The 25201-nt window shown below is 40.2% G+C and carries 19 protein-coding genes; 9 read left to right on the forward strand and 10 right to left on the reverse strand.

Annotated elements, in window-relative coordinates:
- Positions 1 to 37: 37 nt before the first annotated feature.
- The 3 genes from AACU32_RS15440 to AACU32_RS15450 are packed head-to-tail and all read right to left on the reverse strand — an operon-like array spanning position 38 to position 2607.
- Positions 38 to 2086 (reverse strand): FHA domain-containing protein, encoded by a 2049-nt coding sequence (locus tag AACU32_RS15440; RefSeq protein ID WP_096600873.1) that lies wholly within the window; start codon positions 2084 to 2086, stop codon positions 38 to 40.
- Positions 2083 to 2286, reverse strand: a complete 204-nt coding sequence (locus AACU32_RS15445) for a DUF6760 family protein (RefSeq protein ID WP_096600875.1) — start codon at positions 2284 to 2286, stop codon at positions 2083 to 2085. The genes AACU32_RS15440 and AACU32_RS15445 overlap by 4 nt, the downstream gene beginning before the upstream one ends.
- A gap of 30 nt (positions 2287 to 2316) precedes the next feature.
- A complete protein-coding gene (locus AACU32_RS15450; protein ID WP_339377935.1) occupies positions 2317 to 2607 on the reverse strand; it encodes a hypothetical protein in 291 nt (96 codons plus the stop codon).
- A gap of 694 nt (positions 2608 to 3301) precedes the next feature.
- On the opposite strand from AACU32_RS15450, the gene AACU32_RS15455 reads away from it, so the two are divergent.
- Both AACU32_RS15455 and hetL read left to right on the forward strand, forming a co-directional pair.
- Positions 3302 to 4411: a nitronate monooxygenase gene (locus AACU32_RS15455; RefSeq protein WP_096600879.1), complete on the forward strand. Its 1110-nt coding sequence runs from the start codon at positions 3302 to 3304 to the stop codon at positions 4409 to 4411.
- Positions 4412 to 4478: 67 nt separating this feature from the next.
- A complete protein-coding gene (gene hetL, locus AACU32_RS15460; protein WP_096600881.1) occupies positions 4479 to 5192 on the forward strand; it encodes a heterocyst differentiation pentapeptide repeat protein HetL in 714 nt (237 codons plus the stop codon).
- Positions 5193 to 6102: 910 nt separating this feature from the next.
- On the opposite strand, the gene AACU32_RS15465 is transcribed toward hetL, so the two are convergent.
- Both AACU32_RS15465 and AACU32_RS15470 read right to left on the reverse strand, forming a co-directional pair.
- Positions 6103 to 6372, reverse strand: coding sequence for a hypothetical protein (locus AACU32_RS15465; RefSeq protein ID WP_096600883.1), 270 nt, complete (start codon positions 6370 to 6372; stop codon positions 6103 to 6105).
- 189 nt (positions 6373 to 6561) lie between these two features.
- Positions 6562 to 6723, reverse strand: coding sequence for a hypothetical protein (locus AACU32_RS15470; RefSeq protein WP_339377936.1), 162 nt, complete (start codon positions 6721 to 6723; stop codon positions 6562 to 6564).
- 266 nt (positions 6724 to 6989) lie between these two features.
- Here AACU32_RS15470 and AACU32_RS15475 point away from each other — a divergent pair, with 266 nt between their 5' ends.
- The 3 genes from AACU32_RS15475 to AACU32_RS15485 all read left to right on the forward strand — a co-directional run bounded on the left by AACU32_RS15475 (position 6990) and on the right by AACU32_RS15485 (position 11279).
- Complete coding sequence (locus AACU32_RS15475; RefSeq protein WP_096600887.1) at positions 6990 to 7358, forward strand: hypothetical protein; 369 nt, start codon at positions 6990 to 6992, stop codon at positions 7356 to 7358.
- A gap of 640 nt (positions 7359 to 7998) precedes the next feature.
- On the forward strand, positions 7999 to 9996 hold the full coding sequence (locus tag AACU32_RS15480) for a dynamin family protein (protein ID WP_096600889.1): 1998 nt from the start codon (positions 7999 to 8001) through the stop codon (positions 9994 to 9996).
- A 2-nt stretch (positions 9997 to 9998) separates the two neighbouring features.
- A complete protein-coding gene (locus tag AACU32_RS15485; RefSeq protein WP_096600891.1) occupies positions 9999 to 11279 on the forward strand; it encodes a hypothetical protein in 1281 nt (426 codons plus the stop codon).
- Positions 11280 to 11621: 342 nt separating this feature from the next.
- On the opposite strand, the gene AACU32_RS15490 is transcribed toward AACU32_RS15485, so the two are convergent.
- Complete coding sequence (locus tag AACU32_RS15490) at positions 11622 to 11918, reverse strand: antitoxin family protein (protein WP_096600893.1); 297 nt, start codon at positions 11916 to 11918, stop codon at positions 11622 to 11624.
- A 1549-nt stretch (positions 11919 to 13467) separates the two neighbouring features.
- The gene (locus AACU32_RS15495; RefSeq protein WP_096600895.1) at positions 13468 to 14400 is read right to left on the reverse strand and encodes a hypothetical protein; all 933 of its coding nucleotides are present in this window, start codon (positions 14398 to 14400) and stop codon (positions 13468 to 13470) included.
- A gap of 95 nt (positions 14401 to 14495) precedes the next feature.
- Here AACU32_RS15495 and AACU32_RS15500 point away from each other — a divergent pair, with 95 nt between their 5' ends.
- On the forward strand, positions 14496 to 14876 hold the full coding sequence (locus tag AACU32_RS15500; RefSeq protein WP_339377937.1) for a hypothetical protein: 381 nt from the start codon (positions 14496 to 14498) through the stop codon (positions 14874 to 14876).
- A 107-nt stretch (positions 14877 to 14983) separates the two neighbouring features.
- Here AACU32_RS15500 and AACU32_RS15505 read toward each other — a convergent pair whose 3' ends face one another.
- Together AACU32_RS15505 and AACU32_RS15510 are read right to left on the reverse strand one after the other, a co-directional pair.
- Complete coding sequence (locus tag AACU32_RS15505) at positions 14984 to 15550, reverse strand: transposase family protein (RefSeq protein WP_096600899.1); 567 nt, start codon at positions 15548 to 15550, stop codon at positions 14984 to 14986.
- Between the two features lie 85 nt (positions 15551 to 15635).
- Positions 15636 to 15959 carry a helix-turn-helix domain-containing protein gene (locus AACU32_RS15510; protein WP_339377938.1) on the reverse strand — a complete coding sequence of 108 codons (324 nt, stop codon included), beginning with the start codon at positions 15957 to 15959 and terminating at the stop codon, positions 15636 to 15638.
- Positions 15960 to 16099: 140 nt separating this feature from the next.
- Here AACU32_RS15510 and AACU32_RS15515 point away from each other — a divergent pair, with 140 nt between their 5' ends.
- Together AACU32_RS15515 and AACU32_RS15520 are read left to right on the forward strand one after the other, a co-directional pair.
- A complete protein-coding gene (locus tag AACU32_RS15515; RefSeq protein WP_339377939.1) occupies positions 16100 to 19042 on the forward strand; it encodes a two-partner secretion domain-containing protein in 2943 nt (980 codons plus the stop codon).
- 138 nt (positions 19043 to 19180) lie between these two features.
- Positions 19181 to 21760, forward strand: a complete 2580-nt coding sequence (locus AACU32_RS15520; protein WP_096600903.1) for a CHAT domain-containing protein — start codon at positions 19181 to 19183, stop codon at positions 21758 to 21760.
- Between the two features lie 61 nt (positions 21761 to 21821).
- Here the strand turns inward: AACU32_RS15520 and AACU32_RS15525 are convergent, their stop codons facing one another.
- Positions 21822 to 22892, reverse strand: a complete 1071-nt coding sequence (locus tag AACU32_RS15525) for a WD40 repeat domain-containing protein (RefSeq protein ID WP_096600905.1) — start codon at positions 22890 to 22892, stop codon at positions 21822 to 21824.
- Between the two features lie 155 nt (positions 22893 to 23047).
- On the opposite strand from AACU32_RS15525, the gene glyS reads away from it, so the two are divergent.
- Positions 23048 to 25198 carry a glycine--tRNA ligase subunit beta gene (gene glyS / locus AACU32_RS15530; protein ID WP_096600907.1) on the forward strand — a complete coding sequence of 717 codons (2151 nt, stop codon included), beginning with the start codon at positions 23048 to 23050 and terminating at the stop codon, positions 25196 to 25198.
- Positions 25199 to 25201: the final 3 nt, after the last annotated feature.

Genomic DNA, 25201 nt, shown 5'->3' on the forward strand with positions numbered 1-25201 from the left:
ACCCGCAGGGTACCACATCCCCCTCATCCCTCCTGCTTCACTGATGATCCCATACATGTTTAAGATAATGCACGATCGCCTCTGCTGTGGGTAAATTAGTTGCTAGGAGAACTTCGTTAATGTTGCAGCTTCTCAAAAAAGCTTCTTCATTTGCTTGACTGGGCTGAGGTACCAGAAAATCTCTCAGGAAAATTACCGCTAAAACCTCTCCTGAGTTTACTAATGAATTAATTGTTTGATATCCTCCAGATGTGGCTGCTGGTATTTGCTGATTAACAGTTATACCTGTCTGTTGATGTAAGACTTCACTAATAGATGGGCAAGCAACAGTGAGACTCTGTAAGAAAAACTCTTTGTGCTGATTCACAAAATCAGCTAATTCTGATTTTTTACTTTCGTGAGCTATAAGAACTATGTTTTTTTGATTGATGATTTGTTGAGGCTCACTTGCAGGTACTTGTTGGGCAATTTCATCAGATAGTGTTTTTTCTGTGCCAAAAATTTCATTCAGTGTTTGACTAATTGATTCAGATGTTTTATTACTAATTAATTCTGGCATTGCTTCATCTTCTAATTCTTCTGTTTTCTCCCCAAAATCGATTTTAGTTACATCTGATATTTCGTTTACTGTTGATGATTCAAAGTCAAAAGCTTTTGCAGTTTCTGCACTAAATTCTACCGCATTTGTTGCACTCAAATTAACTTCTTGATTGTTAACATCCACCGGAACTTCACCCACTATATCCGATGGAGCGCTAACGAGATAACCAGACACAATAATGCTATCTTCTATGTATTCATCTTCGTCATCTTCATGACTAAACTCTGGAGTAAAGCTATTGACAAATTCTGGAGCTTCAACTGGTGCAATATCCACTCGGAAATCATCTGCGCCATCTTGATTAGTGATAGCTTCGCTGATTTCACTTTCTACATCTAATGGTTCATTCTCTACATTACGCGGTTGGATTATAGTGAAGTCTCGTAAAATTTCCGCCACATCTGGGGGAACTTCATCCACTAACTCAGGTGGTGGGCTAAAGATATCTCGTGGTTGAACATTGGTAAATTCTTGGATAATTTCCGCTTCCACATCAATATTTTGCTCGTTGATATCTGGGGGAACTTCACTTTCTATCTGTGATGGTGGGATATGTAAATCTCGCAGTTGCACTATAGTGAATTCTTGCGGAATTTCTGCATCCCAATCAATATCTTGATAGTTAATTTCTACTGGAACTTGATTCACCACTTCTGGTGCTGGGCTAATTAAATCTTGGGGTTGTATAGATGTAACTTCTTCTGCAACTGGGTTACTAACAACTTCATCACTAACCACTGCGGGAACTTCACTTACCGCTTCTGGTGTTGGGCTAATAAAATCTTCGGATTGTATAGATGTGACTTCTTCTGCAACTGGGGTACTAACAATTTCATCACTAACCACGGCAGAAACTTCACTTACCGCCTCTGGTGCTGGGCTAATAAAATCTTCGGGTTGTATAGATGTGACTTCTTCTGCAACTGGTGTATCTGCATCAACCTCTTGTTCGCTGATTTCTTCAGGAGTTTCAAGGGTACTTTCCAGTGCGTTTATTGCTTCTTCTAGTTCTGATGTTTCGACTTCGCTAGTTTTTGAACTCGGCTGCTGTAATACTTCTCTTGCTTGATTGGCAACATTAATATTGTTGAGATTATCATTACCTCGCAAACCAGAAAATAGTGCTGGATCTATAGTTCTAAATACTGTCTCTGGCTGTTCAGATAAAGGAATCAAATCTTCCACTGCGATCACGTAATCGCCAATCCGGATAATGTCTTTATCCTTCAACAAGAATGGTCTATTTTTTTCAGCTATTTTGCCATTAACTATTGAGCCGTTTCTACTCCCAAGGTCGCAGAAGTAGTAATTACCACTTTGAATAAAAAATTTGCCATGTATTCTGCTCACATCAGGACTATCCAACACTAAATCGGAATCAGGAGAACGACCGATAATGCATTCTCCTGTTGGTGTAGTTGCTAACGCTAAATCAAGTTCGTTAACTTCATTTAGTGTTGGTGAGTAGTTAACTTTTACTTTCATATTAATTTTTCGTTAATTTTATTAATTTCTGTAACCCAGCGCTGACGGGTTTTAGGTTCTAAATTAAAAATATCATTTTGTGCCCAGTGAAAGCGATCGGCAATAAAGGCTACCTCCTCATATACGGTATCAGAGGGGTAGCTGACTACTCCCCCGCTAGTTTTCGCTCCACTGAATATTGAGTATTGCAATGGGGACATTGTGTGGGTATCTTTACATTTCCTTGTTGATTAATACGATTGTGACATTTCTCCGACCTGAAGGTAAAGAAGCAGTCCTTCTAATAAATCGGTCTTCATAGAGAAGAAACTACCTAAGAGGGTAATAACCCGTGCTAGCATTACCAAAACACTGTAAGCGGGATTCTCGTGAACTTTGCGTTCTTGTTGTACCAAAATTTCATCTTTGGCGGTAGCTAAACCCATCATTCCATGACGATGAACTCGGTTTTGGCTATCAATCAACCTTCTAGGAAGAATGAAAGCAAATTCATTGCTGAGATTATCCTGCTTGCGACCCATACCAATTTTAGATTTTAGATTTTAGATTATGCTCAATGGTCAATGGTCAATGGTCAATAGTCAATAGTCAATAGTCAATAGTCAATCAATGCAAGGATTTTGGATTTACGATTTTGGATTGACTGCACCCATAAAGGTAGGGGCGGGTTTACTTGGATCTTTGTGAATGAATGAGGATATTTGTGAACCCGCCCCTACTTGAGGATTTTAAATTGACGATTTTGGATTTGTTCCACCCACGGCTGTGCATGAACCGAAATAATCTAAAATCTAAAATCTAAAATCTAAAATTGGCGCGGTCAATGGTAATTGGTCTTTAGACTGTGGACTGTGGACTGTTAAACTTCTTACATGAATCAAAAGCCCTCACCCTAAATCCCTGTCCCAAGCTTGTTTTAGGGACTTTGAAATTCAGTAGCTCGAAAACTTTTGTAAGTTGACGAAATAATCAGGGTTTCAGGCGAGGTTTTTGGGCTGATGATTGCTCCCGCTTGCACTGCACTCTTAACCTACCAACAACGCCCATTCCTTGAAAAGCACAGTCTAACAGGATTGCGGCAATTTGTGTTCCTAAACTCAAATGAAAGGTTGGCAAGGGTTCTGGAAAACTTTGCGATCTTAAGTTATACAAATCGAGCCGCAATCTGAGTTACATGCTGATGCTAAAATTACTCTACAGCTATTTAGTTAATTAATGGATAAGTCTGTTATGACCGGTGTCCTCTCTCCTCTGCGGATTGGCAAATATATTGCCCGCTATCCCATTGTTCAAGGTGCAATGGCGGTGCGGGTGTCTGGTGCAAACCTAGCTGGATCTGTCGCCAATGCGGGAGGAATCGGTGTAATTGCCTCACTGGGATTGGGGCTATCTTCTCCCTATTTTGACCAACGCAAACGTGGCAGCTTTTTTAGGGCTAATCGGCTGGCTTTGATTGATGAACTGGCTAAAGTTCGCCAAATCAGCCCAGATGGCATCATTGGTGTCAACATTTTGGTTGCTACTAGAGATTATCAGATGTTGGCTCAGACTGCGGCAGCCCAAGGAGCAAATCTCATCGTTACTGGAGCCGGATTACCTTTATCTTTACCAGAGTACACCGCAAACTATCCAGATGTGGCACTTGTACCCAGTGTATCTAACCTGCACTCAGCCCAGTTAATCTGCCAAACCTGGCAACGTCAATATAACCGCCTACCTGATGCGTTGATTGTGGAAAATTGCCAGTTTGTTGGGGGTCATTTTACAGAATGCGATCGCGTTAACCTGCCAGGATTTTCTATTGGTTCTGTAATTTCCCAACTACGGCATTATTGCCAACAGCAGTTAGGGGTGAATATTCCCTTAATTATCACAGGCGGAATTAGCGATCGCACCGATATTGAGCGGATGTTGGCTATGGGCGCAGATGGGGTACAAATCGGTACTCGCTTCATAACCACAGAAGAATGTGACGCCGATCGCCGTTATAAAGAATATCATCTTAACGCCCGTGTAGAAGATATTGTGACCGTCCCTAGTCCAGTGGGCAAAATGACTCGTGCTTTACGTAATTCCTTTGCCCAAGAAGTAATTGACGGTTCCTTAAGCCAAGAACAGGGATGCATTGCTAACTGTTTAGAGAAGTGTTTATATCGAGATACTGGCAAAACTTATTGTATTCTCCAAGCACTTGCTAAGGCTGCACATGGAGATGTTGAAAATGGTTTAATTTTTTCTGGTGCGAATGTTAGGTACACTGAGCGAATCATGTCAATTGCAGAACTGATGGCAGAATTCACCCAGCCTTGTACTATTCCAGTTTAAGGTTGCTACAAATGGCAAACAGGGAATGCGATCGCGCTCTCGTTGTCAATCAAAAGTCGAGTAATTTATGGATGTAGATGAAATTCTTAAACGTTACGCTGCTGGAGAACGCAGTTTTCCGCAAGTCAATTTACAAGAAGCAGAACTAACAAATGCAATTTTAACTCTTTCAGATTTTAGCTATGCAGATTTACGTCAGACACGCCTAGGAAAAACTAACTTTAGCCAAGCTTGTCTGCGACAGGCAGATTTAAGTGAAGCTATCCTCTGGGGTACAGATTTAAGTGAAGCAGACTTATATCGGGCGCTGCTGCGAGAAGCAGATTTGACGAGTGCAAAACTAATGAAGAGCAATTTGACAGAAGCTAACTTAATTAAAGCTAGTTTATGCGGTGCTAATTTAAATGGTGCCACACTTTCCCGTTCTCTGCTATTTCAAGCAGATTTGCGTCCAAGTTCCGACCACCGCACAGACTTAGGATATGCGATTTTAACTGAGGCAGACTTAAGCTACGCTGACCTGAGAGCGGCTACCATGCATCACGCCAACTTAGATAAAGCTAAGTTGTGTCGGGCAAACCTCAGCCGGAGACTTCAGTGGGGGGATTTAGCTACAGATCTTAGTGGAGCCAGTTTGCAAGGAGCAGACCTCAGCTATGCAAATCTCGATGGTGCAATTTTGCGAAACGCGAATTTGCAAGGAGCAGACTTAACTGGAGCAATTCTCACTGACGTTGACCTCCAAGGAGCGATCATGCCCGACGGTAAAATTCATAATTAAAGGCGATCGCTGTGTGTGAAGTACCCCACCCCACAAAGGGATGGGGCTTCCTGTCTCACAGGTAAGGGACGTACAACTAAAAAAATATTCCATTGCATGAAGGCAGGGGGGCAGGGGAGCAGGGGAGCAGGGGAGAGGAACAGTCGTGTTAAGTTCAGAAATTGGAATAATTTATTTTTTGCAGTTCCCTAAATGGTACGTTATACCAATTTAATGTGAAGTTGCACATATCTAGATCCCCCATTATCCCCCTTAAAAAGGGGGACTTTGAGAGATTTTTTCCGGTTCCCCCCTTAATAAGGGCAGGGCTGTTTCATTCGCTGCTGTGTGATATTTGTCAAGGAAATATTTTCACGCAAAGGCGCAAAGGCGCAAAGAAAAACAACGTATTTAAAGACCAAGGCGCAAAAATTTTCGACCAAAATTGTGTGCTAACCCTCAATTTTAGTCTCTTGAACCCTTGCTATTTTAACCATTTTAGGGAACGAAACAGCCCTGCTTAATAAGGGGGGTTAGGGGGGATCGAATTCTATGCAGCTTCATAAAAAATTGGTATTAGGCACTTAAATTGTTGTATGTGTCTACGTCTGATCCCCAATTAGTAAAACGCCGATGAAAGTAGTTTGACTCTGGATCGGCAAAATTGCCCAAAATTCCCCTTTCCTAAGAGGATGTTTGAAAAGTTCTGTCGTCGGTAGCAAAAAATTCTAGATCCCCCTAAATCCCCCTTAAAAAGGGGAGGCAGTGCGTTGGGCGGGTTTCCCGACTTGTTCGCGCAGCGTCTCCCCTTGGGAGAAGCAACTGCCGTGGACTTTGAGTCCAGTTCCCCCCTTTTTAAGGGGGGCTAGGGGGGATCTGAAAGTACTTATAATCACAGCCAATCACTTTTAAAACAAGCTCTAAGAACACTTCATGAGTCATAGAAGTTATCTATTCTGATATCCCGCCAAATTTCTGAAACTTGCCAGCCTGAATTGCCAACAGATTGGACTAGGGGATTGTTACGCACTGGAATATAGTTAGTCTCTTCATACTGAATATCAAGTACTGGATTGCTTTCAATTATTGGCTCTTGAATCTCAACAGTATCTGCTCTTAAAGTCGGCTGTGATAAATCTTCTTGTGTTTCTAACTTTGTGAGAATGGGCTTTTCAATTCTTCTGATGAGTTGGATATCCATTGAGGTTTCAATTGTATGATTTGACAAAAAAATCAGACTCTGAGCGAGAATGAGGAACAGCACAATCTAGTCTTTCCCAAGTTAATAGAGAAATCCGCACAAAGTTGTTGTAAAGTTTGCTCTGGAAAATTACTTAATCTAGTATAGGATACAACAAATTTATCCCTGATGGAATCATCGCCTGACTATTTATTTCAACAGTGCGATCGCTTCGTCAATCAACTTTTGCGACTCACAAACTAGCATTTGCGACTCGTAAACTAGCATTTGCGACTCACAAACTAGCATTTGCGACTCACAAACTAGCATTTGCGACTCACAAACTAGCATTTGCGACTCGTAAACTAGCATTTGCGACTCACAAACTAGCATTTGCGACTTACAAACTAGCATTTGCGACTTACAAACTAGCATTTGCGACTTACAAACTAGCATTTGCGGTTAATTTCGGGAAATATACTCTTACTCATCCAGTTTACTAAACCTAAGGCTGGCAAAGTTCTGTAACTTCACTGTGGCTGGTGCAGTCGCTTATTGCATATTCTAATGGTATCTAAAGAACTCCGTACAAAATACTATCAGGGTTCTTCATATCAAAATCCAAACAGGAAAACTTTATGGTGCAACGCAAACGCAATTCTACCGCACTCACCAAAGCTGAACGACGGATTGAAGGAATGCAGATGATTCATCCTCAGTTAGACTTTGGTAATGGTTTATCAATAGCTAACTACAACAATAAAATTCTGGAGATCCGAAATAAGCTAACCGCCTACAATCAAGCACGAACAATGATGGAGACAACACAGAATGCATTAGCAGAAGCAGAAAGTGAGTTGAATACTCTTTCTGAGAAAATGCTGCTGAGTGTTGCATCTCACTATGGCAAAACTAGTAATGAGTATGGGATGGCTGGTGGAACCCGCAGATCAAACCGCAAGAAATCGCGTCCGGCGACAAATCAAACAGCGATGTCTGCGGAGTGATTGTGCGAACAAATGTTGATTTGTGTCAACACAAGCAGCCTATACGCCTTGTTTGAGGAAGGGTGGCTTATTACAGCGATTTTCAGGTAAATGAACTACAAATATACCTCTCCCTAGCCCGCTCCTAAGAGGAGCTACGGTGATTAAGTCTCATAATTGTGGTCTAAATACATGAAAACTGCTGTAATATTACTCTCAACTCGTTCCTGACATTCGTGACAGGTTAAGGTCAGATACTATTTTTCAATAAGCAATAGTACTTAAAAGGTTGCTGAAAATCGGGGCGGAAAACACAATCTTTGAGCAGGCGATGCCAAAGAAAAGCCGCTCCGCGCCTACGCATAATTTTTATACGCATCATTCATTCTTGCCCCATAAGTTCAGTACAAGAGTTAACTTAATACCTCTGCTTTCTCTAAATTTTCAGCATATTTTCTAATTGACAAAAGTGAGATTATCTTAAACTCTCACCCCCTCACCGATGAAGTAGGGGATATTATGCAAAAACTTTCTATATTTTTATGAAAAATTGGGCTGATAAGCAGAGAAGTTGTGTAGTATTATTGATAATCTAGAGAAAGAATGTATATTATTACTTACTTTAAGTTATATATCCTACGTCGTAAAACACTGTTTATAAATGAATACAGAAAGCAGATTGCAGGAAATAATTAGTGAGCTTGAAGAATTTAAAACAAGTGTAGAAAAAACGTTTGATACACTTGTAAATAAGCTAGATACTTCAGAGATACAAGAGAAAATTCGACACTTTAAGGAAATTGAAATTAGCAGAGTATCTAAGAAAGTTGAACAAGCAATAGAAGTAATTAAAGCTCCTGTATATGTAGGATTACTTGGTAGATACTCTCATGGAAAAACAGCATTGATTAATGAATTCTTTTCCATAAGAGAAGAGCATTCTCTACCCGAAGGAGAAGGAGTAGTTACATCAAAAGTAACTTTAATTGCTTTTGATTCACAAATAGATTATCCTCGTTGTTCACAAGTTCTTAGAGATAAAAATAAAACTGAAAATAAAGTAAGTATAGAAACATTAAAAGCATCTGTTGGTGGAAAAGTGGTTGATGAAAATACCGAGGTAACTAATTATTATTCAATAAAGCTACCTACAAAAGAGCCATTTTCTAAACTATTTGAAGATAAAAAAATTTGTTTAATTGACTTGCCTGGGTTGGGAAGTCCATACTTTACGGACGCAGAAAAAGCCCTAAAATTCATAGAACACATAGATCTGTTAATTGTTGTAATCAAAATCACAGAAATTGAAAAAGCACGCCAAGGTATTGAGGGGTACATTCGTGGTAATTTATCTATTCCAGTAATTCCAGTGCTAACTTTTTTTGATAAGTGGCAAGAAAGTGATACATTCACTACCTGTACTAATGAAGAAGAAGTTGTTATCGAAGCTAAGAAATTAATTGAAGAGAAAATTCCATCTTTATCTAAATATTTGATTCGTACTGTAGCAGTTTCATCTAAAACAAAATTCAATATAGTCAAGTTAAGAGAATGTGTACTAAATTTTGTAGCAGAACAAAACATTGGTATTACTAAAGCTAAAACTGAAGTTCCTGAGATAACTAAACGCAAATTTAATGAAGTTTCTAAGGAGTTAAACCAACTTACTATAGATACGGAGAATTCTTTAGACAGGTTACAAAGAGAAATAAAAGGTTTAATGCCTCAGACGCAAAAACGCTTTGAGTCTTTTGAAGAATCATTTAAGAAACAAAAAGATAAGTTTGTATCAGATTCAAAAAGAAAAATTACTCAAAGTGTCAGAGATACTTTTTCTGACTTTAGAGATATGGTTCAAGATATCAGACATCTGAATAAACATAATGAAATAAAAGAGCGTATAAGTAGTATTGAGCAAGAAGTAAACTCAAAAAAATACGCAGAGTTGAAGAATGAAATAAATGATTTAGTCAAAGATTTTAAAGCCAATTTATCTGATGCAGTTACTAGCTATATCAATAAACTTGATATAGATGAATCAAAACGGCAAGAGTTAAGACAACCTGCTTTGGATATAATTAGCTATCATCCATCAGTAGATAATCTAGATAAAGATTACAAAGCACCGTCAACTGTAACAGACATGCTACAAGAGTTGGCAAAGACAATGATTGACTTTATAACGGACAATTTGACGAATCCCCAAGTGATTTTGCCATTGATTTTACCAGTACTGGCAACGCCAATAATCCTATTAATCGAGTCTCTTCCTCTTGGGATTGGAAAAGGATTAGGAGAAAGTTTAACTTCTTTGGTAAATTTAGTAATGATTATTCTTGTTGTAGCATTTGTGTGGAAAGCTTTATCTTCAGATAGAACCAAACGTTTTAATGAAGCAAAGAACAAAATTATTGATAAATTAATATCTGATTTTGATAAATACAAGCAGGAAGTTCTGAATGATTCTTGTCAAAAATTTGTAGAAACTGTTGACACAATTGTAACTGATGTACAACTGGATCTGAAAGACTTTACCAACGAATACGCTAAGGATATAAATAGTATTTCTAAGGGAGTGAAAGATTTTCAGAGCAAAGTTACAGAAATTAATAAATTTCTGCAAAAGCAGAGAGAAATAATTGAATCTGAGCAGGTTTGATAATGAATGAAACTCAGCCCTCTATATCTATAGAACATTTATTTGAACTGAGGTTCAAGCTTGGTGAGCAAATTGGTAAAATCGAAGACCAACTTCAAAAAAGCTTTTTTCAGAACCTGCTAGACATTTTTCTTTTAGAAATACCAACTAACTATGACGAGATTCAAAGAAAAGGTATTTATAAAGCATTAATTTTAGGAACAAGTGATTTATCAATAATTAATAGCTTTGTGGGAGTTAATACTTCTGCATTAGCATCTAATGAAGATTATTTAATTAGTATACATAGAACTTTTCGCGAGCAATTTTTAAAGATTGATTTTGCAGAAAGTTTGAATTTATCTGAGGATAGCAAAAGGATTATTACTAATGTTTTTCGTAAAAAAAACCCAGACACAAACATAGAGCGTTCTTTAAAAGACTATCCGCAAAAACCATTACCATCATTGTTAATCAAAAACTTTGATTTATCTCTACTTCAGAGTTTTGATGACGATATTAGATTGTTGAAGAGTACCAAATCAATAGAAAGGGTTACACTAGGTATATCTTTTCCTAGTGATATTCTTAATACTAATAATATTTTTTCTCTATGTCGCTACGTAGATATTGTTCCTTGTGGATACGATTTTAGTCAGCTTAATATATCAGATCTAACAAATAGTTTTCATGAATCTAAATATTATAACTTTATTATTTTGAACAATAAAGATGATTTTTCAATTCAAGCTTTTTTGGATTTATTTTTATGCTATGAAACTAAATTAGAAATTAGAGATGAGTTGTCAAGAAAGGTCTTAGAAAGCATCTTTTACATTCTTGATAGTAATGTTTTAAATCAAACAAGACTTCTTCAAGAAAAGCCACAATATAGAGAAAAAATTAAAAAAGTTTTATTTAAAAGCAACGTTGATCAGCGTCATAACTATCAGGTAATATTGCTTTTATTAACGTACTTAGAATACTATTTTTTACAAAACTCCAGTACTCCAGTCAAACTGTATGAGCGCATATCAAACAAAATTAATCAAAATATTAATAGTTTATTTAATAAATTAAACTTAGTTATCAGAAATTATAAGCGTCCAAAAGAATCAGAATCATTAAAACCACGGGAACGATTTAATAGTTTTGAGAATGTAGAAATAAGCTCTTTATGGTATGCAATTTTTAATTCTAAAAGTACCCAAGATGTTTTATTTGAACTGTCAAAATTATTATCATATGAAATCTTATCGATAATGGTATGTTTGGGAATAGAGCAACAAGATAGCACTGATTAACTGGTTAGTTTACTAATAGACTAAAATTTAACAAAAAGCCTCTTCAGCAAAATTTCAGGATTTTGTTGATGTTTATTGGCTATACTCTAAGCGATCGCAGTTATTTGGATAAAAAAAGTCATCAGAGACAAGAGACTGTCGCGTAGTCTAGTAGTGGGTAGAAACACACTGCTTGCTAATGGCATAACAATGTGTTTTTGGGGCGTGGGGATGAGTACGTCCTCTGTTTAATCGTAACCGCGCCTAGAGGTTCGGGGGATAGTGTTTCGGAACCTGAACAGGAACCAAGCCGCTATTTCTCAGGGCTACTAAAAGCCCCCGCATTTATGCGTGGGGAATGCGTTACAAATCGCCTCTGTCTTCGATAATGATCTCTGAAAGAGGCTTACCGGAAGCTGTTTGTAGGCTTTTAGTGAGTTCTCGAAGTTGCGCTTCTGAGATTGTTGGCACATCTCCATGTTCTGGTGGAAGCGTGACTAATCCAGCTTTTATAAGTGGTTCCAGTACTCGATCAATCTGTTCCGTACAGAGCGATGACTCTGGCAAAATCCTCAGCCGTACCTGTTGTCCCTCGCTGAACTCCAGAGGGGTTAGGGGACGCAGAATGCCATTTTCATAGATTACAGTAATCTCAGACATTGGGGATTTTGGCTAACCAGTTATCAGTGTGTACATTTATTTTAGAATCGCAGGTTGGTGGTTGAGGTTCGCAAGAAGAGCGATTTCTCCTAATTTTTCTGCCTTGGTAAAACAGACTGGACAGTAAATCAGAGTCCAATAAAAAACTAATTCAGCAATTATTAATGCAAATCAATAAAAAATAACATTTTATAGCAATCCTAAATAATTAGGGGAAAATATCTATTGCCAGAGTGCCTATTGCCTACCTCCATGACTAATTTCACAACTCAGATAAGATTGCCATATTACTTGCGATAGATAAAATTTTTACAACTAACTATCTGGCGATAGAGAAAACGTCCTAGGAATTGCCACATAATAATTACGTGTGTAAAGTACATCATCTTAGGGCTTGAAGTCACTCCAAAAAACTCCTTGGAGTGGCATTTTTATGAGGACGTATTGTAAAAACAGGACTTACGCAACTAGCACATATATTCTGGTCAAAAGTCAATAGTCAAGATTTTCTGGACATTTGACTCTTGATGCTGGACGGTTTTGGCTGAAAAAATATGACACTTGCGTAAGTCCTAAAAAACATAGTTGATTAGCAAACTTATTAGCAGCTTTATTTTTCTCTCCTAGATTTCGAGAGAAGATTATATCCTATACTCAGCATCATCAAGATATAACTACTAAAAATAGCTATACTTAAAGTTAAAAATGTAGGTACATTAAATTTTTTGACTAAAGCTTCGAGGAGAATTGCTGCTACAATACTAAAAATTAGACTAGCTATAAAAGCTATGAAGTTCTTAATCAAAGCATTTTCCTAAGAGCTTGAGATCCTGCTTAATTTACTAATAAAATATTTGGTTAGATAATGACTGTAATCGACGTTACCTATTAACTTAGGAATAATTTTATTAAGATTGGTTTTAGATTTTTATCTCAGCCGGCTCAGACTTTTAATTATTAATGCTACAAATGGGCAGTCAGTGAAAATCACTAAGTTCTCAGATCCCCGACTTCTTGAAGAAGTCGGGGATCTTTTTGAAGACGAATGATTTAGAGGATGTCTCTTGAAGTATTAGAGGGTGTTTGAAAAGTGGTTGGCTGTGATGTTAAGCACTAATTGATCCCCCCTAGCCCCCCTTAAAAAGGGGGGAACTAGAATCAAAGTCCACGGCAGTTGCTTCTCCCAAGGGGAGACGCTGCGCGAACAAGTCGGGAAACCCGCCCAACGCACTGCCTCCCCTTGGAAAGGGGGATTTAGGGGGATCTAGAATTTTTTGCTACCGACGACAGGACTTTTAAAACATCCTCTTAACTCGACTTTATCCATTTTTACAAAATCCAAAACCCGACGCTGAAACCATTGCGGGACAGTAGTTTTAGTTTTTTGACTTGAGTGCAAATTAGTGACATGGAAAAAGTATTTGCCAAAAAACCAGGATTTTTGCCGGATAAGGAAAGCCGAGTTCTTAATTTTGGATAAAGTCGAGCTTAAATGGGTTTTTTTCCGAGTGAAAACCCATTACCTCCAATCCCTAATCAAGAGTCTTTTCTACTCAACTGTGCTACGAATTACTTCGCTAATTGTTTTACCAACCAATTGATTATCCCAATAGCTTCCATGTGCATCGCCACCCCACAATAATGGCACTAATTGTTGCTGAAAAGGCATATTAAATATATTACCTTTATCGGTAATGATATCTTGTATATCTACGTAGTTCGTACTGCTATCTAAAAGCATCGGCTTCAGTCCTTCTAAGGGGTAAGCAATTGGATCGCCGGGATGAGCAAAATTACGCCAAGGAAGAGGCTTTTGTCGCAATGAATATAAATTTTCTAAAAAAGTGCTGAGTTTGGGGGTGAGATCGTGGGTACTGACACCGTTGACATTACCACTGATATTCAGCAGGCTGAACAATGCTAATGGTGAACCCATAGTATGAATACTAGCGATCGGAATTCCCGATTGAGGATCGGGATCTATACCAAACAGGACATTACGGAGTGCTTGGACACTGTTACGTACCTCAGCATCAAGGTCGTTGTCTTCCCAGCGACGAGCGAAGAGAATGTCAAATAAGATAACAGTACCCCAACTATGGGTAATGATATGTAAGCGATCGCTCTTTTTACCACCTTGTAGCACACTTAAAGCCTTGTCCTGAAATCTTTGCACCACCTGTGTGCCAACGTGCCGACTTAAGTAAAGCGCTGCATCACCGACAAATTCGAGTATCTGTTCTGTGCGAAAGCCTCTAAACCAAAAGTCATTCCACTTTGGAGACTTCTCTAATCCTTTGACTAATTCCTGTTGTGCTGGTAAACCCAGATCTCCCCAAAAAAAGAAAATTGGCTTGATATCTCTAGACTTATCGGTAATCGAGTCCTGAATGCGATTGAGCAAGATCGTGGATAATCTCTCAAATTCCTTTTGCTGATGAACTTTGACCCCGTGAACAAACAGAACGTAATCAGTAGCCATCTTAGTACTCCGCTCAATAACATTACATATAGAATCCAACTCCTCAGCGAAAAAATTCGGATGCGATCGCAAATGATCACAAACCTAAGTTGAAAATGATGCATCGAGCATTTGTCAATAGTGTTTTATACTCTTTGTGCTGCTTCTGGGTTGTAACTAGGGAAAACTTCAACAAGCTAGCGATCGCAGGCAATAAGTCAGAAGTTCTTCAGGCGAATACCCAAACACCCATGCAGCTCTGGAGGTGCGTTCGTCGGAGACGTTGGCGCAGCCATCGCCTCAAAGCAGTAGATAGTAACAATGCTCCCAAAAGCACAAAAGTCAGAAAGCGATCGCCCTTAATTTCTTACTTTTGTTGCCACAGCTTCCGCCGTACCAACAGTTTTAAGAGCTTCGGCTGGGCATCTCTATTGCGCGGTAATAATTATTTAGACATCTCCAAAAACTATCAAAGCTTTGCTGTGACTAGTTTATAAGATGCAAGAGCAAGCATCGCTAACTATTTAGTCATTACGATAAAATAGGGCTTTGAGATATTTCTTGATGATAAGTAGGCAAAAATATGTAGTTATATGCGTTGATTTTAGCCAGATGGCAAAGGAGCTATTTTTGTTGGCAATATTAACGCTCCAATTCGCAATCTGACTAGTCCCTTCGGGTTCGCAGTCGCCTGCAGAGGGAAACCCTCCCGCAGCGCTGACTCACCACAAATTGTCAAAATAACCTCAGCATACTTTTGAGGATTTAATCTAAATCTTTCTTGAACAACTCGAAATATTTTGACTGAACGGATTCGGTGTTCAACAAATACTCGTTTGGATGAAAACTGCTGATTTTCTTGTTTGGGATCACTTGTTAACTTTCTATTTCTCGGTGTTTTAATTGGGGTGTCAATTAAATCTTCTCCTAAATATCCTAAATCTCCCTGAAATTTCTGTTTTGTGTCAAAGTTATCACGGTTTTCTCTAAACAAAGTTATATCGCTTTTCGGACCAGGTTCGCCAGCTATAACATCAACGATATCGCTGGCATCTGGCAAGATAATTATCTGACTTTTAAATGTATGTTTACTTGCCTTTCCCGAATAATATTCTTCTTGCTCTTTATTGTCTGTTGGTCTTTCCCTCAGTTGTTCATAGCTATCTACAATTAATTAATACTCTGTCAGTATCTCTTTAACTACTTCATAGTCAGATTCTTTTTTTTACCTGTTCAATTAAACTGGATGGTAACAATTATCTCAGGATTGGCAACCAATAATTAAATGTATAATTTGCTGTGGACTCACTTACTCCAAACTGGATACCCAAAAGTTGAAAAGTTGTTAGATGCCTCAGATAGACCAAAGTTAAAATTATTTCTTCTTTGATGGATAGTTTTTGTTTACGAACTCCACCACTAGCAATAATTCTCACTTTTTTGGATTCTAATAACTCTGGTTTTTCCTGATGTAATCGTTCGGCATTTTGGAGGAAATTTTGTAACTGTTCATACTCTAGACCAATTAACCGCTTTGATTCTTTCTTCTTCTCTTCAATGTGCTTCAGTATGTCGCTCATTTTTTTGCGTGAAAAAAGCTCTCTGATGTTCTTTTACCACAGAATGTTACTATTTTTGAGATGTCTAAGGAAAGGTAGTTGTGATGCAATTTACTCAGATTTTTCCTTTGTTCCTGGTCAGCGGCCTTACCTGCTTGACTATGACTACCTTTAACTCAGCAACAGCGCAAATCACGCCAGATAATACCCTTGGCACTGAAAGCTCAGTTGTCAGCCCTGAAACAATTAACGGAATTAAGAGTGACAGAATTGATGGGGGTGCTATTCGCGGCAGTAATCTCTTCCACAGCTTTCAAGAATTTAATATTGGCTCAAAACGAGGAGCTTATTTTACCAATCCCAGTGGCATTGAGAATATTTTGACCAGAGTGACGGGAAGTAATGTTTCTCAAATTCTCGGAACTTTGGGAGTTTTGGGTAATGCCAATCTTTTTTTGATGAATCCCAATGGCATTATTTTTGGACAAAATGCTCGTTTAGATGTCAATGGTTCGTTTTTGGGGAGTACGGCGCAGAGTTTTGTGTTTGGCAATGGATTGGAATTTAGCGCCACTAACCCGCAAGCACCGCCACTCTTAAAAATAAATGTCCCCATTGGTTTACAATTTGGCAACAATCCCGGAAGCATTACTATTGGGAAGAAGAATCCGCAATACTATCTCACGCCCCAATCACCCACTCTTGTTGAGGTTAAACCAGGAAAGACCTTAACGCTGGTAGGTGGTGAGATTAACCTCAATGGCGAAAGACTCAGAGCGCCAGGGGGAAGAATTGAATTAGGAGGATTAGCATCTGCGGGAACAGTCCGAATCAATGATGATGGCAGTTTGAGTTTTCCTGAGAATGTGGTGCGAGCAGATGTATCCTTGAATCGGGGTGAAGTGGATGTTACTGGTGGTGGGGGAGGGAGTATTGGTATTCATGCTCGCAACATCAACCTTACCATTGGTAATGACATTTGCGCTGGAATTGGTGGAGATACAGCTTGTGGTGGATTAGCATCGAATACTAAAGGTTCTGTGGGCAGTCAAGCTGGAGACATCACCCTGAATGCTACAGAAGATATTACAGGCGATGAAGGAGTTCACATTAATAACCGAGTAAATACTGATGCAATTGGGAATGGTGGCAATATTAATATCCAGCAGGCTCGGTCATTGTTGATGACTGACGGTGCCAGCATCATTGCTAGTACTAATGGAGAAGGAAATGCAGGCAGTGTCACCATTAATACCACTGATTCTGTCAAATTTGATGGCGGTGGGGCATTCAGCCAAGTAAATTCTCGAGCAGAAGGCAATGCAGGGGATGTATCGATTACCACAGGCTCCCTTCAGGTACTCAATGGTGCCCAAATTTCTGCCAGTACCTCAAGCATTGGAAAAGCCGGAGATATTTTAATCAACACTAATAGCTTAACTGTTGCCAGTGGTGGAGAAATTTTAGCCTTCACCTCAGGCAGTGGTCGGGGCGGTACAATTACGGTGAATGCAGGCAAACAAGTGGATCTCGGCATCGGTGTCCAAAATTTTGCTCCGGTTTTATCGGTAGAAACCAGTGGTGCAGGTAAAGCCGGTGATATCATTGTGAATACTCCTAGCCTCACTGTATCCGACACCGCCCGCATCACTGCTACCGCTACCGCAACCGCCACCAAGACCGAAGAAGGTGGTAGCATCACCTTAAACGCCTCCAAACTAGACCTAGCAGGCATTGTTGGGATTTTTGCCGAAACACAAGGACAAGCACCCGCAGGCACATTACAACTCAATCCTTACCAAAACCAGCCCAATTTAGATATTACTCTGTTCCCAAATTCCACTATTTCTGCTTCTACTTCTGCCAGTGGTAAAGGTGGTAACTTAATTCTCACAGCACCCGAAAATATTAACATTGCAGGCTCGGGAAAATTAGCAGTTGAAAGTACAGGTACAGGTGAAGCTGGCAATATTCAAATTATTACCCAAAATTTAAATATTGATGATGGCGTAAAAATTTCCGCTTCTACTATTAATGGTAAAGGCGGTAATATTAACATCAATGCTCAAACTTTAACCGCCAATAACGGCGCACAATTCCTCACCACTACATCTGGTAAAGCCCAAGCCGGAAATATCAACGTAAAAGTCCGCGATCGCATCACCTTAGATGGCACAAATACCGGATTATTTACTAATACAGTAAAAGGTTCAACAGGTGATAGTGGTAATATTACCATTGACCCAGAAATTTTTATTATTAAAAACGGTGCAGGCATCAGAGTAAATAGCCAAGGCAGCGGTGAAGGTGGCAATATTTCTCTGCAAGCTGGTACTCTGACTTTAGATAATCAAGCTTTTATTAATGCCGCCACTGTTAGTAGCACTGGAGGGGAAATTAGACTAGATATTAAAGATTCTTTATTAATGCGTCGTCACAGCAATATTACTGCCTCAGCAGGTACAGATTTTGCGGGTGGTGATGGTGGTAACATTACCATTAATAGTCCCTTCATCGTCGCCGTTGAGCAAGAAAATAGCGATATCACAGCCAATGCTTACAGTGGCAAGGGTGGTAACATTAACATCTCTACTCAAGGAATATTCGGCATTAGATTCCAAGCACAACCTACACAACAAAGTGATATCACTGCTAGCTCGGAATTGGGAGTGAGTGGTAATGTAACTATCAGCCCATCAGAGGTAGACCTCCGTCGTAAAGGTATAGTCCAGTTACCTGCAAATCTGGCGGAGGCGGATGCTTCCAAGCAAATTGATAACTCTTGTACAGCTGATAAGCAAAAAGCCAGTTCATTTATCATCACAGGACGCGGTGGATTGCCTGAGAATCCCTATGAATCTTTAGAAGCTGATTCTATTGTTCAACAGTGGGTGACTGTAGATGATGATAAAAATATAACTAATAATAGAAGTAATATCAACAGAGTAAGCAATCATCCTCCAGAGGCAATTGTAGAAGCACAGGGATTGATAAAGGATGCGAATGGAGATATGTTACTGGTTGCAGAAGTGCCCAATATTACACCCCATAGCCCGACATTAACAGCTGTTGCTTGTTCAGCTTCTAAACCAATTCTAAATTGAGTCCATAGGGTGTGTTGTCGCCAAGCGCCGCACCGAGGCAGCATCAACAATTAAAGATGCCGTACCAAGAGCAATAACACACTTTACTACTACTATTAGCTTTTGATGCCCCATTATTTTTGCATTAAAAATACCTCAATGAAATTCAAAGCTAAAATATATCGTTTCTTGGCGCTGGTACTAGCAACTATTGTAATCTGCATCAATGTTTTACCAGCTATGGGCTTTTCTGCCAACAACCCGACAACTGCGCAGACATTAATTTCTGTGCCCACATCTAACTTGCAACAAGGAAAACTACTATATGATGCAGGCAGATTTGCAGAAGCTGTACAATTTTTGCAGCAAGCAGTCCAGGAATACCGAAAGCAGGGTGATACCTTAAGACTTGCTGCAACTCTGAGTAATCTGTCTCTGGCTTATCAAGAACTTGGTGATTGGAATCAAGCAAAACAGGCAATTACAGAAAGTTTAAAGTTATTAGCAGATAATCAAGAGAAAATCTCAACTTTAGGAGTTCTGGCTCAATCTCTGGATGTGCAAGCAAGTCTACAATTGGCTATGGGACAAACAGATTTAGCTTTGAGTAGTTGGCAACAGTCAGCAGAGATTTATACTAAAATCAAAGATAATAGTGGTGTAGTGCGATCGCAGATCAATCAAGCCCAAGCTTTACGCAGCCAAGGTTTTTATCAAAAATCAATAAAATTACTGAATGAATTAAAGCAGACATTACAATCGCAACCAGACTCTCTAGCAAAAGTCATCGGTTTGCGATCGCTTGGTAATAGTCTCCAGTTAGCAGGGAATTTCCCAGACTCCCGGAAAATCCTGGAGCAAAGCTGGGAAATTGCCCAACGTCTGCAATCTCCTAAGAATATAGCTGCTAGTTTGTTAAGCTTAGGGAATAATGCTCGTGCCCAAAGAAAAATACCAGAAGCGATCGCCTTTTATCAACAAGCTGTCACAGTATCTGACTCACCCCTGACAAAAGTCCAAGCACAGCTTAACCAACTGAAACTGATGATTGAGGATGGTAAATCAGCCGATATTCAAACCTTATTACCTGTAATTCAATCGCAAATAGAACAACTTCCTCCCAGTCATGCCGCCATCTATGCCCGGATTAACTTTGTGCAAAATCTTCTCAAATTAGGGGGTGAGAATTTAGCAGTTAAGAATTTGCAATTCCTCGCTACTGCGATCCAACAAGCCCGGAATTTGGGTGACAAACGCGCCGAAGCTTATGCTTTGGGTACTCTAGGCAGTTTGTACGAACAGACACAGCAGTGGGCTGAGGCGCAAAAACTCACCCAGCAGGCTTTAATGTTAACCCAAACTTACAATGCACCAGAGATTGCTTATCGCTGGCAATGGCAATTAGGCAGGATACTAAAAGCACAAGGAAATATTCCAGATGCAATTATTGCCTATGATGCGGCTTTGGCAACTCTGGAATCTCTGCGTAGTGACTTGGTAGCTGTGAACAAGGATGTGCAATTGTCCTTCCGTGACAGTGTCGAACCAGTCTATCGGGAATCAGTAGAACTACTGCTGCAATCGCAAGCAGGGAAAGCTAATGAAAAAACCCTAGAGAAAGCACGCCAGCGCATTGAAGCATTGCAATTAGCCGAATTAGACAACTTTTTCCGGGAAGCTTGTTTGCAAGGTCAGAAAGTAGTGCTGGATAAATTCATAGACGAAGATAATCCCACATCTGCGATCCTTTACCCAATTATTCTTCCAGAATCACTCCAGGTAATTGTCAAAATTCCCAAACAACCCCTGCGATATTATGGCACCAGCATATCTAAAGTAGAGGTGGAAAAAATCGCCAATCGACTGCGATCAAATCTGACTAGAAAGTATCTCAGCAAAGCCACGAGCAACCAGTTACAACAGGTTTACAATTGGCTGATTAAACCTATTGAATCGGAATTACAAACAAGTGGAGTCAAAACCCTGGTGTTTCTACTAGATGGGGTTTTACGCAATATACCAATGGCATCTTTGTACGACGGCAAACAATACTTAGTCGAGAAATACGCAGTTGCCCTCAATCTCGGTCTGCAACTCCTCGATCCCAAACCTCTGGGAAAACAGCAGCTTAGAGTAATTACCGCCGGACTCATAAATTCTCCACCTGGATTCTCCCAATATCCGCCCTTACCTGCAATTGAGGAAGAATTTGAGTTAATCGCCAAAACCGGAATCGCAACAACCAGCCTTCTGGAAAAGCAGTTCACCAGTAAAGCACTAGAGCGCAAAATTAATTCTGCTAACTTTAACGTAGTGCATATCGCAACCCACGGTGAGTTTAGTTCCCTTGCTGAGGATACCTTTATTTTGGCTGCCGATGGGCCGATAAACGTCACCCAGTTCGACAGAATCCTTCGCAGTCTGGATCAAAGCAAATCTAACATCATAGAACTATTATTTTTGAGTGCCTGCCAAACAGCCGCCGGAGACAACCGCGCAGTACTGGGTCTAGCTGGTGTTGCGGTACGGGCAGGGGCACGTAGTACAATAGCATCCCTGTGGGACATTGATGATGAAGCCACATCTGAGTTTGTCGGTCTTTTCTATCGAGAACTCAAAGACGGCAATATCAGCAAAGCTGAAGCTCTGCGCCTTGCCCAGCTAAAATTGCTCAAAGATCCCAAATACAAAGCACCCCGTTTTTGGTCTGCCTATGTACTCATTGGTAATTGGCTTTAAGCTGGCATCATGGAATATAGGGCATGGGGCATTGTTCCCTACTCGCTTCTGGCTGATCGGGCTAAGGTGAAACTTGCCAAACCTTAATTGACTTGTCCCCACTACCACTAATCAAAGTTTTTCCATCTCTGCTCAAAGCTAAAGCATAGACTCCGCCTGCATGGCCTTTTAGCTCATTAACTAATTTCCCTGTCTTCACGTTCCATAACTGAATGATATGAGATAACCCGCCAGTGGCAAAAGTTTTGCTATCCGGACTAATAACAATAGCATCAACACTACCAATACCAACAGAGAAGTTGTGAATTAATTTCCCTGTTTTTACATTCCACACCTTAACGTTTTTACCATCAGTTTGTTGTAGTGATTGATGAGTGTCATCGTACCCGCCATTAATTAAGGTTTGACCATCAGGACTAATGGCAAGAGAAATCACACCAGATGCCCTTTGTTGATCGTAAAAAGGATTAACTGGTCGAGGTGGGGTTAAGGTGCGTAGCAGTTTTCCTGTGCTAATATTCCATGACTGAATTGTCGCGTCTTCATTACCATTAAACAAGGTTTTGCTATCCGGACTAATCACCAAAGCAGTGGCAACTTTTCCCGGCTTTAAGCTACGAATTAATTTCCCAGTCTTTAGGTTCCATAGCTTAATTGTTTTGTCATAACTGGTTGAGGCTAAAGTTTTGCCATCAGGGCTGATGAAAACCGATCTTACCTGATTTGTATGTCCACTCAGAGTCCGAAGTAACTTTCCAGTTTTCGGGTTCCACAGCTTAATTGTTTTATCATAACTAGCACTGGCTAAAATCTGTCCATCTGGGCTAATAGCAAGCGACTGCACTCTATCTGAATTTTCATTCACAGTGGCGATTAAAGCTCCAGTTTTTGGATTCCACAGCTTGATTGTTTCATCGTCCCCACCACTGGCTAAGATTTGTCCATCAGGACTCAGGGCGATCGCGCGAACTGGTGCTGTATGTCCTGATAGAGTAAGGATGACTTGATTTAGTTGCTGGGTTTTGGGGCTAGGGTTAGCGGTGACGGGAGTTAAATTAATCGCACTGAAAACAGCAGATAATGTTAAAGTTGCTGCTGCGATCGCTTTCCAGATAACAGTTTGCGGTTTCATCTTAGCCAAGTGAATCGATTTGTCGTGAACATAGACTTCATGAGAAGACTCACAAAAAACGGAAAAGTATCCCCCCTGCTTCTTTCCTATCTCAACCCTTCGGCATAATAGGCAAGGTAAACTGTTGAAACTGGCTGTTTTACAAATAATGTCCTATGGCGAATTTTTTATTAGAAGTTGGTACAGAAGAACTACCCGCAGGCTTTCTCGGTGGTGCTTTAGAACAGTGGCGATCGCTCATTCCCCAAAGTCTTTCCACAAATAGTCTTAACAGCGATGCTGTGGAAGTTTACGGTACTCCCCGGCGCTTGGCGGTACTAATTAAAGGTTTACCTTCCCAGCAACCAGACAGGGAAGAGGAAATCAAAGGGCCACCCGCACAAGCAGCTTTTAAAGATGGTAACCCAACACCAGCCGCCTTGGGGTTTGCGAAGAAGCAAGGTGTGGAAATCGAGGCGCTACAAATTCGCCCCACTGACAAAGGCGATTTTGTGTTTGTCAACAAAAGCATTGCCGGTCGTCCGGTGGCGGATATTTTAACGGAACTGGTTCCCCAGTGGATTTATGCTTTAGAAGGTAAACGGTTAATGCGCTGGGGTGATGGCGATGTGCGATTTTCTCGCCCGATTCGCTGGTTGGTGGCTTTGTTAGATGCAGCGGTATTGCCAATTGAATTGGTGAATGCTTCTAAGATTGTCAAGAGCGATCGCATTACTCGCGGTCATCGGGTCTTACATCCAGAATCGGTCATAATTCCCCAAGCTACAGATTATGTTACCACTCTCCGCTTGGCTTCTGTTGTGGTTAATGCCTCCGAACGCGCCACAACTATCAAAGAGCAAGTCAATGCATCAGCCACAAAATTAAGTGGTACTACGGAAATTTACCCTGATTTATTAGCAGAAGTTACAAACTTAGTCGAGTATCCCTCTACTGTTGTTGGTAACTTTGAAGCCGAATTTTTGAACTTACCTACTGAGGTGATTACCACTGTGATGGTAAGTCACCAGCGTTATTTTCCCGTATTCAAGGACGCAAATCACCAAGCATTATTACCCAATTTCATCACAATTTCTAACGGCGATCCCAGCAAAGCCGATATTATTGCTGTCGGTAATGAAAGGGTAATCAGAGCCAGATTAGCCGATGGGCAGTTTTTCTACAAAACCGATTTAGCCAAGCCCTTAGAAAGCTTTTTACCACAATTAGAAAAAGTCACTTTTCAAGAAGACTTGGGTTCTCTGCGCCTCAAGGTAGATCGCATCGTCAACATTGCTGCACAAATCGCCAACCAACTGCAACTACCAGAAAATCAGCGCCAAGATATCCAAAGAGGTGCATTGCTGTGTAAAGCTGACCTTGTTACCCAAATGGTCTATGAATTCCCTGAATTACAAGGAGTCATGGGTGAGCAGTATGCTTTAGCCAGTGGCGAGACAGCAGAGGTTGCTAAAGCAATTTTTGAGCATTATTTACCGAGAGGAGCCGATGATATTTTACCCGCAACCCTGACAGGTCAAATTGTCGGTTTAGCAGACAGATTAGATACCTTAGTTAGTATTTTTGGACTGGGTTTAATACCTAGCGGTTCCTCCGATCCCTTTGCCTTGCGTCGGGCAGCAAATGCGGTAATTAACATTACATGGGCAGCTAATTTATCAATTAATTTGGCTGATTTACTAGAGCAAATTACCACAGATTTTGTAGCTAAATACGATAAAGATAAAACGCAATTAATTACCAACTTGCGGGAATTTTTCTTACAACGTATCCGGACACTACTGCAAGAAGAAAAACAGATTGATTATGACCTAGTAAATGCAGTTTTAGGAGAAAATGACCCCGAATATACCGAACGGGCGCTGAAGGATTTATTAGATGTCCGCGATCGCGCCTTATACCTGCAACAAATTCGCCGCGATGGCACTTTAGATACCATCTATGAAACTGTTAACCGTTCCACACGTTTAGCTGCTCAAGGAGATTTAGATACACAGCAGTTAGACCCGACAACCTTAGTTCGTCAGGAACTCTTCCAAAAGTCCTCAGAAGCAGCTTTTTACAATGCCATAGTCGAGTTAGTGCCTCAAACACAAGCCGCTGGGCGATCGCGCAATTATCAACTCTTAGTCACCGAATTAGGGAAAATTGCCCCTACTGTTAGTAGCTTTTTTGATGGAGCCGATAGTGTTTTAGTGATGGATTCAGATCCAGAAATTAAGCGCAATCGGTTAAATTTATTAGGATTACTTCGCAATCATGCCCGTGTTTTAGCTGACTTTGGTGCGATCGTCAAAAATTTGTAGTCC

The sequence above is a fragment of the Calothrix sp. NIES-2100 genome (assembly GCF_963875285.1).
Classification (GTDB): domain Bacteria; phylum Cyanobacteriota; class Cyanobacteriia; order Cyanobacteriales; family Nostocaceae; genus Aulosira.